The organism is Muricoccus pecuniae (assembly GCF_014199205.1).
GTDB lineage: Bacteria > Pseudomonadota > Alphaproteobacteria > Acetobacterales > Acetobacteraceae > Roseomonas > Roseomonas pecuniae.
Map to the genome: position 1 here is coordinate 195842 of NZ_JACIJD010000005.1, position 12834 is coordinate 208675.

The 12834-nt window shown below is 73.1% G+C and carries 12 protein-coding genes; 5 read left to right on the top strand and 7 right to left on the bottom strand.

Features of this window, described 5'->3' with window-relative positions; translation table 11 throughout:
• Positions 1-51 precede the first annotated feature (51 nt).
• The 3 genes from lipA (at position 52) to FHS87_RS07495 (ending at position 2770) form a co-directional block, all read left to right on the top strand.
• The gene (gene lipA / locus FHS87_RS07485; RefSeq protein WP_246418170.1) at positions 52-1131 is read left to right on the top strand and encodes a lipoyl synthase; all 1080 of its coding nucleotides are present in this window, start codon (positions 52-54) and stop codon (positions 1129-1131) included.
• A 13-nt stretch (positions 1132-1144) separates the two neighbouring features.
• The gene (locus FHS87_RS07490; RefSeq protein WP_184515699.1) at positions 1145-1624 is read left to right on the top strand and encodes a type II toxin-antitoxin system RatA family toxin; all 480 of its coding nucleotides are present in this window, start codon (positions 1145-1147) and stop codon (positions 1622-1624) included.
• Positions 1625-1705: 81 nt separating this feature from the next.
• Positions 1706-2770: a threonine aldolase family protein gene (locus FHS87_RS07495; protein ID WP_184515704.1), complete on the top strand. Its 1065-nt coding sequence runs from the start codon at positions 1706-1708 to the stop codon at positions 2768-2770.
• Here FHS87_RS07495 and FHS87_RS07500 read toward each other — a convergent pair.
• The 5 genes from FHS87_RS07500 to FHS87_RS07520 form a co-directional block, all read right to left on the bottom strand.
• On the bottom strand, positions 2745-3272 hold the full coding sequence (locus tag FHS87_RS07500; RefSeq protein ID WP_184515707.1) for a GNAT family N-acetyltransferase: 528 nt from the start codon (positions 3270-3272) through the stop codon (positions 2745-2747). The genes FHS87_RS07495 and FHS87_RS07500 overlap by 26 nt on opposite strands.
• Before the next feature lie 210 nt (positions 3273-3482).
• Entirely contained in the window at positions 3483-3968 is a 486-nt protein-coding gene (locus FHS87_RS07505; protein WP_184515710.1) for a CinA family protein, read from the bottom strand.
• Entirely contained in the window at positions 3965-4411 is a 447-nt protein-coding gene (locus FHS87_RS07510; protein WP_246418187.1) for a phosphatidylglycerophosphatase A family protein, read from the bottom strand. Before FHS87_RS07510 ends, FHS87_RS07505 begins: the two co-directional genes overlap by 4 nt.
• Positions 4408-5250 (bottom strand): alpha/beta fold hydrolase, encoded by an 843-nt coding sequence (locus FHS87_RS07515; protein WP_184515713.1) that lies wholly within the window; start codon positions 5248-5250, stop codon positions 4408-4410. The genes FHS87_RS07510 and FHS87_RS07515 overlap by 4 nt, the downstream gene beginning before the upstream one ends.
• Entirely contained in the window at positions 5250-7256 is a 2007-nt protein-coding gene (locus FHS87_RS07520; protein WP_184515716.1) for a lytic transglycosylase domain-containing protein, read from the bottom strand. The genes FHS87_RS07515 and FHS87_RS07520 overlap by 1 nt, the downstream gene beginning before the upstream one ends.
• 259 nt (positions 7257-7515) lie before the next feature.
• Between FHS87_RS07520 and dapA the strand changes: the two genes are divergently transcribed.
• Both dapA and smpB read left to right on the top strand, forming a co-directional pair.
• Positions 7516-8394, top strand: coding sequence for a 4-hydroxy-tetrahydrodipicolinate synthase (dapA, locus tag FHS87_RS07525; RefSeq protein WP_184515719.1), 879 nt, complete (start codon positions 7516-7518; stop codon positions 8392-8394).
• Between the two features lie 4 nt (positions 8395-8398).
• The gene (gene smpB / locus FHS87_RS07530) at positions 8399-8884 is read left to right on the top strand and encodes an SsrA-binding protein SmpB (protein WP_184515722.1); all 486 of its coding nucleotides are present in this window, start codon (positions 8399-8401) and stop codon (positions 8882-8884) included.
• Between the two features lie 27 nt (positions 8885-8911).
• Here the strand turns inward: smpB and FHS87_RS07535 are convergent, their stop codons facing one another.
• Together FHS87_RS07535 and FHS87_RS07540 are read right to left on the bottom strand one after the other, a co-directional pair.
• On the bottom strand, positions 8912-9670 hold the full coding sequence (locus FHS87_RS07535; RefSeq protein ID WP_184515726.1) for a hypothetical protein: 759 nt from the start codon (positions 9668-9670) through the stop codon (positions 8912-8914).
• 64 nt (positions 9671-9734) lie between these two features.
• A complete protein-coding gene (locus FHS87_RS07540; protein WP_184515729.1) occupies positions 9735-12824 on the bottom strand; it encodes an efflux RND transporter permease subunit in 3090 nt (1029 codons plus the stop codon).
• Positions 12825-12834: the final 10 nt, after the last annotated feature.

Here is a 12834-nt window from a genome sequence, read left to right on the forward strand (position 1 = left end):
CATCGCCGCGCCTCCGCCCCCGGGCCGGGGGCGCGGCCGAGGACTGACCGCATGGCCACCCGCATCCTGGTGGATCACCGCGCCGGCGGCGCGCAGGGCTCCGGCCCGGCGGCCCTGCCCGCGACGGACAGTGCTTCCCCCGCGCTGCCGGCCGCGATCGCGCGGATCGTGCCCAGCACGGCCGCCGCCCCGCTTCGCCATCCGGAGAAGGCGAACCGGCCGGACAACCCGATCAAGCGCAAGCCGGACTGGATCCGGGTGAAGGCCCCGACCCACCCGATCTATCACGAGACCCGCAACCTCATGCGGGAGAACAAACTCGTCACCGTCTGCGAGGAGGCGGCCTGCCCCAACATCGGGGAGTGCTGGTCCCAGCGCCACGCGACCATGATGATCATGGGCGAGATCTGCACGCGCGCCTGCTCCTTCTGCAACATCACCACCGGCATGCCGAAAGGCCTGGACACCGACGAGCCGCGCCGCGTGGGCGACGCCGTGGCGGCGCTGGGCCTGCGGCACGTCGTCATCACCTCGGTGGACCGGGACGATCTCCGGGACGGCGGCGCCGAGCACTTCGCGCGCACCATCGCCGCCATCCGCGCCGCCGCGCCGGAGACCACGATTGAGATCCTGACACCGGACTTCCTCCGCAAGGACGGCGCCCTGGAGGTGGTGGTCGCCGCGCGGCCGGACGTGTTCAACCACAATCTGGAGACCGTGCCCCGCCTCTACCCGACGATCCGGCCCGGCGCGCGTTACTTCCACTCGCTGCGTCTGCTCGACGAGGTGAAGCGGCTGGACCCCGGCATCTTCACCAAGTCCGGCGTGATGGTCGGGCTGGGCGAGGCGCGGGGCGAGGTGCTTCAGGTGATGGACGACATGCGCTCGGCCGAGATCGACTTCCTGACCATCGGGCAGTACCTCCAGCCCTCGGTGAAGCACGCGGCGGTGGACCGCTTCGTCGAGCCCGCGGAGTTCGAGGACTACGCCCGCATGGCCCGCGCCAAGGGCTTCCTGCTCGTCTCGGCCACGCCGCTCACCCGCTCCTCCTACCATGCGGACCGCGATTTCGCGGAGCTGCGCGCGGCCCGCGACGCCACGCTCGGCCGCGTCCCCGCAACGGCTGCCTGAGGAAGTCCCGGGAATGCCGACGCATGCGGAGACGAAGCGTCTCCCCTACACGCCGGAGCAGATGTTCGACCTGGTGGCCGATGTCAGGCGCTACCCGGAGTTCCTGCCCTGGTGCGTCGGCGCCCAGGTGGTCTCCCGCACGGAGGGCGAGCTCATCGCGGACCTGACCATCGGCTTCAAGATGTTCCGCGAGACCTTTCGCAGCCGCGTGACGCTGGAGCGGCCGGAGCACGTGCATGTCGAGTACCTCACCGGCCCCTTCCGCTACCTGAACAACCACTGGAACTTCACGGCGGTGCCGGGCGGGTCGGAGGTGAGGTTCTTCGTGGACTTCGAGTTCCGCTCGCGCCTGCTACAGGCGGTGATCGGCACCGTGTTCAACGAGGCCGTGCGGCTGATGGTGCGCGCCTTCGAGCGGCGGGCAATGGCGCTTTACGGGCGGGACAGGCCGGGCGCGAAGCTCACCGCGCGGCCGAATCCCGGCCCGGGCTGACCGAGCCTCCCGGCCGGCCGCCTCTGGCCGCGGGCCGCTGCTGCTGGCAGAAGCACCGGCAGTCGCCGCGAGAGGTTCCCCATGGTCCACGCCCCCGAGCGCCCCGCCCCCGGCGCGCCGCCGATCCGCATCAATCTATACTCCGACACCCAGACCCGCCCGACCGAGGCGATGAAGGCCGCGATGATGGCGGCCGAGGTCGGGGACGAGCAGCACGGCGACGACCCGACCGTGCATCTCCTCTGCGACCGCATGGCGGCGCTGCTGGGCAAGGAGGCGGCGATGTTCCTGCCCTCCGGCACGATGTGCAACGTCGTCGCCATCAACACCCATTGCCGCCCGGGCGACGAGGTGCTGGCGCATGAGAGCGCGCATATCCTCTCCAGCGAGGGCGGGAGCCACGCGGCGATCGCGGGCGTGCAGATCCATCCGCTTCGCGGCGAGCGCGGCATGTTCGACGCGGCCACCCTGCGCGGCGCCATCCGCGGCCGCGGCCGCTACTCCCCGCCGCAGACCCTGCTCGAGATCGAGCAGACCGCGAATATCGGTGGTGGGGCCGTCTGGCCCGTGAATCAGCTCAACGAGCTCTGCGGCATCGCGCGCGAGCAGGGCTGGGCCACCCATATGGACGGGGCGCGGCTGATGAATGCCTGCGTCGCCGCCGCCGTGCCGGCGACCGAGATGTGCGCGGGCTTCGACACCGTCTGGCTCGATTTCACCAAGGGCCTGGGCGCGCCGCTCGGCGCGGTGCTGGCAGGGTCCGAGGAGTTCATTGGCCGCGCCTGGCGCTGGAAGCAGCGGCTCGGCGGCTCCATGCGCCAGGCCGGGATCTGCGCCGCGGCCTGCCTCTACGCGCTGGACCACCACATCGACCGGCTGGCGGAGGACCACGCGAATGCCCGCGCCCTCGCGGCCGGGCTGCGGCAGATCGAGGGGATCGGCGTCGAGGAGCCCGACACCAACCTCGTCTACTTCGATCCGGCCGGGGCGGGGGTGGGGGCCGAGGCGCTGCAGGCCGCGCTCAGGGCCGAGGGCATCGCCGTCAGCGCCCTGGGTGGGCGCCTGCGCGCCTGCACCCATCTCGACGTCTCCGCCTCCATGATCCCGGAGACGCTGGACGCTATTCGCCGGCTACTGCGGCCATGAGGCTGGGCTGGGCGAGGGCGGGCTGCTCAAGGGCCGAGGCCATCGCACCGCGGTCGATGCGGTAATAGGTCCGCCCGACGACGCGGCCGCCCATGCTGTCATAGAGGCGGCGCGCCGGCAGGTTGAGCGAGTCCGTCGTCCAGTCCAGGGCGCAGAAGCCTCCCTCGCGCGCGAGGCGCACGGCGCCCTGCACCAGGGCACGCCCTGTTCCCCGGCGGCGGGCCCGGCCGGAGACGAAGAGATCCCTGATGTACAGGGAGCGCCGCAGCTCGGCGGCCGGAAGCATCACGTTCAGGACGCAGGAGCCGGTGGCGGTATCCTCGTCGAAGGCGAGGAGCGTCCGCGGGTTGAAGCCCTCGGCGGGGAGGGAGCAGAGGAGGATGGCGGCTTCCACCGCCTCCGCCTCGGGCACGGGGGCGCCGTAATGCGCCTGCATCTCCATGAGGAGCGTGGCCAGGCCCCGAGCATCGCTCGGCCGGGCGGCCCGGACGGTCGGCATCATGCGGCGCAGCTCCAGGAACGGGCCACGTCCCCGCACCGCGTGCCGGACCGGTCACCTTCGATCATGCAATCCTCCAACAGCATCCAGCGCGGCTCGCGCGTGGCGCGTGATGGATCAGCGAAACACGACCATTCCGCGTTGTCAGTAAGAACTATGCAACGAGTGCGAGATAAGTGGACGATTGTGTGATTTCGGTTCAGGCGGCCAGGGTCAGCCGGTAAGCAGCGCCTCGGTCGCCAGGGCGAGCGAGGCATCGACGGTCGCGGCCCGAATCGCCGCCCGGTCGCCGGAGAACAGGTTGCGCCGCACGGTTGTCTCGCCTCCGGGGCGGGAGACACCGATATAGACGAGCCCCACGGGCTTCTCCGCGCTCCCTCCACCCGGCCCGGCGATCCCGGTGACGGAGATGCCGAGCCCCGCGCCCGTCGCCCGCAGGAGGCCGGTGGCCATCTCCCGCGCGCAGTCCTCCGACACCGCGCCGACCCGGCGCAGCACCTCTTCCGGCACGCCGAGCAGCGAGGCCTTCATCCCGTTGGAATAGGTCACGATCCCGCCGAGGACGACGTCGGAGCAGCCGGGAACCGCGGTGAGCGCCGCGGAGACGAGGCCGCCCGTGCAGGATTCGGCCGTGGCGATGGTGAGGCCGCGGGCGCGGAGGAGGTCGAGCAGCCGGGCAGCGGCATCAACGGTGGTCATGCCGCCCCCAGGACTGCCTGGAGCAGAAGGAGCGCCGCGCCGGCCAGCAGCCCGGCCAGGATGTCGTCCAGCATCACGCCCAGGCTCCCCTCCATCCGGTCCGCCCATCCGACGGGACCGGGCTTGAGGATATCGAGGAGGCGGAACAGCGCGAAGCCCGCCAGCACCCAGAGGGCCGAGGCCCCGGCAGGCAGGGCGGCGAGCGCGAGGCACTGCCCCGCCGCCTCGTCCGCCACCACCCAGCCCGGGTCCTCCCGCGCCTCCGGCAGCCGCGATACCGCCCAGATGCCGAGGAGGGAGAAGAGGAGGCCGAGCGCGAGGCACCACCAGGGGCCGAGCAGGGCAAGGGGCAGCACGGCTGCCGAGGCCCAGGTGCCGGGCGCCGGGCGCAGCCGCCCGATGCCGAGAAGGCTCGCCACCGCCATCGCCGTGGGATGGATCAAGGAATGCGGTCCAGGAAGCGGTCCAGCGGCGCGGCCACCCCGGGCTCCTCCAGCGTGGGCGCGTGGCCGGCGCCGGGGAGGGTGACGAGCTCCAGGTCCGGCTTCTCCCTCACCATCTCCCGCACCGTCTCCGCCGCCAGGAACTCGCTCGCCTCGCCCCAGACGAGCATGGCGGGGATGGGGCGCAGCCCGCGGAAGGCGGGGCCGAGATCGGGTGGGCCGCCGCCCGCCTCCATGGCCCGCTGGATGCGCGTGTCCCAGCGGGGGTGCAGCAGCCCGTCGGCGCCGGGCTTGTAGGTGAGGGCGGCGAAGCGGTGCCACGCCTCCTCGTCCGGCAGCGGCAGGCGGGGCATGACGGTGCGGAGATAGGCCACCGCCTCGTCGAGGCCGGGAAAGCCCGGATCATGCCCGGCGAAGCCGCCCACGAGCGCGAGGCCGCGGGGGTCGATGCGCGGGCCGATGTCGTTCAGCACGGCCGCGCGGAGCAGCCGCGGGCGGAGGATGGAGAGCACCATCGCCATGATGCCGCCGAAGGAGGTGCCGACCACCACGGCGCGCGGCAGGTGGAGCGCCGCGCAGGCGTCCAGCACGTCCCCCGCCGCGCGCTCCGGCCGGTAGCGCGAGACGTCCGGCGCGCGCGCGCTGTCGCCATGGCCCATATAGTCGAGCGCGACGACCCGGCGCTTGCCCGCATGGCGCTCGGCCAGCAGCGCGAAGTCCCAGGCGGTGCGGCAGATGCCGGGCAGAAGAAGCAGGGGCGTGCGCGCCTCGTCGCCCGCCCATTCCAGCGCGTGCAGCGCCAGTCCGTCCCGCGCCGCGATGCGGCGGCTGACGGGCATCAAGGCCCGGCCATCCAGGGCTTCAGGGGATGGGCCTGCCCCGCCGTCGCGGCATCCCGCGCGCGGTAGACCACCACGTTCTCCACCACGCGCTGCACGTAGTTCCTCGTCTCGGAGAAGGGAATCAGCTCGATCCAGTCAATCACGTCCATGCCGCCCTCGCCGGGCGTCCCATAGGTGCCGAGCCATTCCTGCACCCGCGCCGGCCCGGCGTTGTAAGCGGCCGCGGCCAGGGCGAGGTTGCCCCCGAAGCGCCCGAGCTGGTCGGCCAGATATTGCGACCCCAGGCGCAGGTTATGGGCGGGGTCCGTCGTCAGCCAGCCCTGCTGGTGAGGGAGGCCGAGCCGCCGCGCAACCCCCGCGGCCGTCGCGGGGAGGAGTTGCATCAGCCCCCGCGCATTCGCCCCCGAGACGGCCTCGGGATCGAAGTTGCTCTCCTGCCGCGCGATGGCGTTGACCAGGGCGGGCTCCAGCACGCCGGAGGGGGTGGGGTAGGGGGTGGGCCAGCCCTCGGGCAGGAGCATCACCCCATCAGCCCCGGCGCGGCGCGCGATCCAGACGGCATGGTCCGGGCGCCCAAGCGCATTGCCCAGCCGCGCGATGAGCACGCGGTCCGCCGGATCGGGCGAGAGCTCCTCCATGCGGAGGAGGAACATGCGCGCGCGCCGGTGGTCGCCGAGGTCGGCCAGGGCGAGGGCGGCCGCGACCAGCTCGCGCCCGGCGAAGAGGCGCGCGGCCTCCTCCGTCGGCTGCGGTGGGGCGATGCCGCGGATGCGGGCGGCGAGGCGCGCCTCGTCCTCCCCCAGGGCGAGGGCGCCGAGCTGGCCGTAGAAGGCGGTGCCGAGCAGCGCCGCCTCGCCGTAGCGCGCCTTCGCGCGCGCCGGATCGGTCCGCTCCGCCGCGCGCCCCTGCCAGTAGGCGGCGCGGGCGCGGGTGATGATGCTCGCGCTGTTGTCCCCGAGGAGGGAGAAGTGGCGCGCGGCGAGGTCGGGCTGGTCCAGGCGGCGCAGAGCGATCCAGCCCGCCAGGAATTCCGCCTCCAGCTTTCCCTCGCCCTCCTCCTGCCCGTGCTGCGCCGCGACCTGATAGGCCAGCGCCGGCTGGTTCAGCCGGATGAGCTTGCGCGCGAGGACCTGCCGCTCCGCCCAGATCGCCTTCGCGGCCTCGGGCGGGAGGCCCTTCTGCAGCGGGGCCGCCCTGGCCCAGAGCGCGGCCGCCTCCGCGTCGCGCTCGCCCCGGCGCAGCAGCCGGGCGCCCGCGGCGAGGATGCCGAGATCGTCCCCGCCCGTCACGGGCTCGGCGCGCTCACCCGCGACGGCCAGCCGCGCATCGGCCAGCGCGCGGCGGGAAGGGTCCACCCAGGCGGCGGCGCGCGCGGCATCGCCGAGATCCCGGGCGAGGAAGGCGCGGTCGAAGCGGCGCCAGCGGTCCTCGGCGGTCAGGATGGCGGCGTTGCGCTCGGCGAAGCCGGGCTCGGCGGCGGCGTCCCCGAAGCCCCCGGCCCAGGCGGCGCGGAGAAGGGAGGCCGCCCGCGCGCCCTCCCCGCTGCGCGAGAGGGCGTCGGCATGGCGCTGCGCCCCGGCGAGGGTGGTGGCGGGGTTGCGCGCGAAATGGCCGAGGACGAGTGCGTCGTCGGGCTCCGCGGCCAGGGCCTCCTCCGCCCGGAGGCGCAGGGTGTTGGGCAGGGGCCAGTCGGGGTTCGCGGCGATCCAGGCGGCCAGCTCCGCCCCGCCCGCCTCGCCGCGCGCCTGCAGCCGGAGCCAGAGGACCACCTTCCCCATCAGCGGGTCCGCCTGGGCGGCGGCGGCACCGGCCTCGGCGTGGCGGCCCGAGCCGGCGAGGCCGAGCGCGGTGCGGGCGGCGACGCGAGCGGCCTCGCTCGCCCAGGGCTGGGCGGCGGCCGGGCTGGCGAGGGGGACGAGAGGCGGCCCGGCCAGGGGCGCGGCCAGGCCCAGCACCAGGGTGAGGCGGGTAGCGAGCCGGAGGGAGCGGGCCGTCAGGGGCATGGGAGGGCTCGGTCGGTGGCGGTGCAGAGTCACGCCGCGGCACGGCGCTGGCAAGGGCCGGAACACGGGTTTGCGAGCGGCCGGCCCATCATCGCGCCCGATCGTGGCGCGGGGGCACCGTGCCGAAGTGGGGGCCAGAGTGAGGGGCCGGATCGCGGGCGCCCTTGTGACGGCAGGTCGCGGCGCGTAATCCGGAAGCGCTGGCGCAGGGCGCGCCGGCATCCCATATCCGCCCCCCGCTGTCAGGAACCGCCGCCCCATGTTCAAGGGTTCGCTCGTCGCCCTCATCACGCCCATGACCCCCGACGGGGCGCTGGACGAGCGCGCCTTCCAGGACTTCGTCTCCTGGCAGGTGGAGGAGGGCGCGCAGGGCCTCGTCCCCGTCGGCACCACCGGCGAGAGCCCGACCCTCTCCCATGAGGAGCACGCGCGCATCGTCGAGCTCTGCATCGAGGCCGCGGGCGGGCGCGTGCCGGTGATCGCGGGCGCGGGGTCGAACAGCACGGCAGAGGCGGTGGCGCTCACGAAGCACGCGAAGAAGGCGGGGGCCGACGGCGTGCTGGTGGTGACGCCCTACTACAACAAGCCGACGCAGGAGGGGATGTACCTGCACTTCAAGGCGGTGGCGGACGCCGCCGACATCCCCGTCATCATCTACAACATCCCGCCCCGCAGCGTGATCGACATGAGCGTCGAGACGATGGCGCGGCTGGCGAAGCACCCGAACATCGTGGGCGTGAAGGACGCGACGGCCAACCTGACGCGCCCGCTCCACACCCGCGCCGCCTGCGGGCCCGACTTCTGCCAGCTCTCGGGCGAGGACCACACGGCGCTCTCCTTCCTCGCCGCCGGCGGGGTGGGCTGCATCAGCGTAACGGCCAACATCGCCCCGCGCCTCTGCCGCGAGATGCACGACGCCTGGGCCGAGGGGCGCGTGGGGGACGCGATGGCGATCCAGGAGCGCCTGGTGCCCGTGCACGACGCCATGTTCTGCGAGACCTCGCCTGGCCCGGTGAAGTACGCGGCCAGCCTGCTCGGCCGCGGCAGCGAGTTCTGCCGCCTGCCCATGGCGCCGATCGCCGCGTCATCGAAGGACCGGGTGCGCGCGGCCATGACCGGCGCGGGGCTGCTGAACTGACGCCATGGCCGAGCCCCGCAAGAAGGCCCTGATCAGCCACGGCATCGCCGCGCAGAACCGCAAGGCGCGCTTCGACTACAAGATCCTCGACACCTACGAGGCCGGCATCGTCCTCGTCGGGCCGGAGGTGAAGAGCCTGCGCGCCGGCCGCGCCACGCTGACCGAGGCCTGGGCCGGCGAGCGCGACGGCGAGATGTGGATCTTCAACCTCTACATCCCGGAATGGCAGGCCGGATCGGTGGTGGCGAAGTTCGAGCCGCGCCGGCCGCGCAAGCTGCTGCTCCACCGCAAGCAGGCCGAGACCCTCACCGGCGCCATCTCGCGCGAGGGCGCGACGCTCGTGCCGCTCGACATCCACTTCAACGACCGCGGCGTGGCCAAGCTCACCCTTGGCCTGGCCGAGGGCAAGACGAAGGCCGACAAGCGCCAGGCCATCGCCGAGCGCGACTGGAAGCGCGACAAGGCCCGGGTGATGCGCGACCGCGGGTGAGTCCCGCTCACCCCGGTTGAGCTCCGCTCAGGCCGGCGCGATGGTGAGAAGGAGCGGCTCCATCCCGCCGATCTCGCCGCGGTAGCGCGCGCCCTCCGGCGGGACCGGCGGCATGCCGGTGAGGCTGCCGAAGGTGACGACCTCCCCCGCCGCGATGCCGCGCCCCTCCCGGCCGAGCCGCGCGATCCAGGCCTCGAAGAGCGGCCGGACGGGGGTGGCGACATGCGGGCCGTCGCGCTCCACGATCACCTTCCCGTCCTGCATCAGCCGCACGGGCGGCGGCGCGTCCAGTTCCTCGAACGACCAGGGCAAGGGGCTCTCTCGCAGCGCCGCGCCGTGATTGCCGACGCATTCGGCGATCCGGTCCAGCGGGCCCGGCTCCGCCGAGGGCTCGAAGCGCGGCTGCACCAGCTCGAACAGGGCGGACAGCCGGGCGAGGCCGGGCAGGTCCTCCGGACGCAGCGCCGCGGCGGCGGCGGGCGCGACCTCGCCGTGGAAGCGGAGCGCCACCTCCAGCTCGATGAAGCGCGCGGCGGGCATGGGCACGGGCGCCTCGCCGGGATCGGCGAGGATGCGGGATGCCGGGATAGGGGCGGAGAAGACCTGGCCGAGCTGGCGCCCGAGCTTCCAGCCGCCGATCATCTCGCCCAGCGCGGCGAAGGTGGCGTGCTGGATCGCCTCGGCCGCATCGAGGGTGGTGGGGCGTAGCGCCTGGGGAAGGCCGGGAAGGGCGTCCCCGTCGCGCGCCGCGGCGAGAAGCCCGGCCGCAGCCCTGATCGGATCCAATGCGCTTCTCCCCGGTTGCGGCGTGAAGGGGGCGCCGGATCGCGCGCGCCCGCAAGCCCCGGCGCTACTCGGCCGGCTGCGCCAGGGCGCGCGGCTCCCGGCGCCGCAGCCGGTCCAGGGCGAGATAGACGACCGGCGTGGTGTAGAGCGTCAGAAGCTGGGAGACGACCAGACCGCCGATGATCGCAATGCCGAGCGGCGCCCGGAGCTCCGATCCCGTGCCCGTGCCCAGCGCCAGCGGCACGGCGCCGAGCAGGGCGGCCAGGGTCGTCATCAGGATCGGGCGGAAGCGCTCGCGGCAGGCGGCTAGGATCGCCTCCTCGCTGCTCCCACCCTTCTCCCGCTCGTGCTCCAGCGCGAAGTCCACCATCATGATCGCGTTCTTCTTCACGATTCCCAGCAGCAGGATCACGCCGATCAGCGCGATCACCGTCAGCGGCGTGCTCGTGGCCAGCAGGGCCAGCAGCGCGCCGAGCCCCGCGGTGGGCAGGGTGGAGATGATCGTGATGGGGTGGATGAAGCTCTCGTAGAGCACGCCGAGCGTGACGTAGATCGCGAGGAAGGCGCCGAGGATCAGGAAGGGCATGTCCCGGGCGAAGGACTGCGCGGCTGCCGCGTTGCCGCCGAATTGCGGGCGGATGCTGGCCGGCAGCCGCACCTGGCGCTGCACCTCCTCGATCCGCTCGCGCACCTCCTCCACGCTCAGCGCCTCGTCGGGGTTGAAGGAGATGGCGGCGGCGGGGAAGCCGCCCTGATGCGTCACGGCCAGCGGCGCCGAGGCCGCCACCACGCGCGCGACGGCCGAGAGCGGCACCTGCGTGGTCCCCGCGCCGGGCAGGAAGATGCGGGAGAGGTCGGGCGGGCCCTGCTGCAGCGCGGGGTCGATCTCCAGCACGACGCGGTACTGGTTGCGGGAGCGGTAGATCGTCGAGACCTGGCGCTGGGAGAAGGCGTTGTTCAGCGTTGCGTTGATCTCGGACTGCTCGACGCCCAGGCGCGCGGCGGCGGCGCGGTCCACCTCCACCCGCGTGACGAGGCCGGCGCGGTCCTGGTCGCTCGTCACGTCGTTGATGCCGGGCACGTTGCGCAGGGCCTGGACCATGGTCTGCGTCCACTCACGCAGCTCCTCGATGTCGCTTCCGAGCAGCACGTAGGAGAAGCGGCCGCTGTCCTGCCGCCCGCCGATGCGGATGTCCTCGTTCGCCCAGAGAAAAACGCCTGCCCCCGCGATCCGGCCGAGCGGGGCGCGCAGCCGCGCGATCACCGCATCGGCCGAGATCCCGCGTTCCTCCCGCGGCTTGAGGGTAATGTAGATGAAGCCGCGGTTGGAGGCGCCCGCGCCGCCGCTGCTGCCGACCGTGGCGGCGACGGATTCCACCGCCGGATCCGCCGCGATCGTCTCCACCGCGCGCCGCTGGAGCGTCTCCATCGTGGCGAAGGAAGTGTCGGGCGCGGCCTGGGTCATGCCCTGGAGAAGTCCCGTGTCCTGCGCCGGCAGGAACCCCTTGGGGATGACGATGTAGAGCCACACGGTCAGCCCCATCAGCCCGAAGGTCGCCAGCAGCATCAGCCAGCGGAAGCGCAGTAGGAAGGCGAGGCTGCGGAGATAGCCGCGCGTCGTCGCGCCCAGCGCGCCCTCGAAGCCGCGGGCCAGGAGGCCGGGCGGGCGTGGCGGGCCGTCGCGCTCCAGCCAGGCCGCCATCATGGGCGTGAGGGTGAGGGACACCACGCCGGAGATGCCGACCGCGACGGCGAGGGTGACGGAGAACTCGCGGAAGATGCGCCCGATGATGCCGCCCATGGCGAGCAGCGGGATGAAGACCGCGATCAGCGAGACGGTGATGGAGAGGACGGTGAAGCCGATCTCCCGCGCCCCGGCCAGCGCCGCCTGGAGCGGCGGCAGTCCGCGCTCGCGGTGGCGGGCCATGTTCTCGATCATGACGATGGCGTCGTCCACGACGAAGCCGACGCAGATGGTCAGCGCCATGAGGGAGAGGTTGTTGAAGGAGTAGCCGATCCACCACATCACGCCGACCGTGCCGAGAAGGGAGAGCGGCACGGAGGCGCTGGCGGCGAGGATGGGCGCCCAGCTCCTGAGGAAGACGGCGACGACGCCCACCACCAGCCCGATCGTCAGCGCCAGCGTCAGCCGCACCTCCTCTACCGAGGCGCGGATGGTGGTGGAGCGATCGCTCAGCACGTCGAGCCGCACGCCGGCCGGCACCCAGGATTCCACCTGGGGGATCATGGCTCGGATGCCGTCCAGCACCTCGATGATGTTGGCGTCGGCCTGCTTGCGGATCATCAGCAGGATGGCGGGGCGGCCGTTGAACCAGCCGGCCTGCCGCCGGCTGCGCGTGCCGTCCTCCACCCGCGCGATGTCGGCCAGCCGGACGATGGCGCCGCCCTGCGCCTTCACCACGATCTCGCGATAGGCGTCGGCACTGTCGATGCGGTCGTTGGTGCGGATGGCGGCCGACTGCTCCGGCCCCTCGATGAAGCCGGTGGCCTGGGTGACGTTGGAGCGGGTGATGGCGAGGCGGACCCCCTCCATCGAGATGCCGGCCGCCGCCGCGGCGGAGGGATCGACGGCCACGCGCACGGCTGGCTGATCGCCGCCGCTCACCTCGACCTGGGCCACGCCGGGCACCTGGGCCAGGCGCTGGGCGACGAGGCTGTCCGCGATGTCGTAGACGGCCGGGCCCGCCAGCGTCTCCGAGGTCATCGCCAGGATCATGATCGGCGCGTCGGCCGGGTTGATCTTGCGGATGGTCGGCGGGTTGGGCAGGCCGGAGGGAAGGTCCTGCCGCGCGCCGTTCACCGCCGCCTGCACGTCCTGCGCCGCCTCGCGCTGCGTGCGGGCAAGGTCGAACTGGATGATGACCCGCGTGCTCCCGAGGGAGGAGACGGAGGTCATCTCCGTCACCCCCGGGATGGTGCCGATGCGCCGCTCCAGCGGGGCCGCGACCGTGCTCGCCATCGTCTCCGGGCTGGCGCCGGGCTGGTTGGCGATGACGACGATGGTGGGGATGTCCACCCGCGGCATGGAGGCCACGGGCAGGCGGAACATCGCCACCAGCCCGAACAGCGCGATGCCGATCGCCAGGAGGGAGGTGGCGATGGGCCGGGCGATGAAGGGGCCCGAAATGCTCATGCCAGAATGC

What these genes read in the sequence shown, in the direction of transcription:
- lipA (WP_246418170.1), top strand. Translation starts at nt 52, where the DNA reads ATGGCCACCCGCATCCTGGTGGATCACCGCGCCGGCGGCGCGCAGGGC.
- smpB (WP_184515722.1), top strand. Translation starts at nt 8,399, where the DNA reads ATGGCCGAGCCCCGCAAGAAGGCCCTGATCAGCCACGGCATCGCCGCG.
- FHS87_RS07505 (WP_184515710.1), bottom strand. Translation starts at nt 3,968, where the DNA reads ATGACCACCGTTGATGCCGCTGCCCGGCTGCTCGACCTCCTCCGCGCC.
- FHS87_RS07495 (WP_184515704.1), top strand. Translation starts at nt 1,706, where the DNA reads ATGGTCCACGCCCCCGAGCGCCCCGCCCCCGGCGCGCCGCCGATCCGC.
- FHS87_RS07520 (WP_184515716.1), bottom strand. Translation starts at nt 7,256, where the DNA reads ATGCCCCTGACGGCCCGCTCCCTCCGGCTCGCTACCCGCCTCACCCTG.
- FHS87_RS07490 (WP_184515699.1), top strand. Translation starts at nt 1,145, where the DNA reads ATGCCGACGCATGCGGAGACGAAGCGTCTCCCCTACACGCCGGAGCAG.
- dapA (WP_184515719.1), top strand. Translation starts at nt 7,516, where the DNA reads ATGTTCAAGGGTTCGCTCGTCGCCCTCATCACGCCCATGACCCCCGAC.
- FHS87_RS07515 (WP_184515713.1), bottom strand. Translation starts at nt 5,250, where the DNA reads ATGCCCGTCAGCCGCCGCATCGCGGCGCGGGACGGACTGGCGCTGCAC.
- FHS87_RS07540 (WP_184515729.1), bottom strand. Translation starts at nt 12,824, where the DNA reads ATGAGCATTTCGGGCCCCTTCATCGCCCGGCCCATCGCCACCTCCCTC.
- FHS87_RS07500 (WP_184515707.1), bottom strand. Translation starts at nt 3,272, where the DNA reads ATGATGCCGACCGTCCGGGCCGCCCGGCCGAGCGATGCTCGGGGCCTG.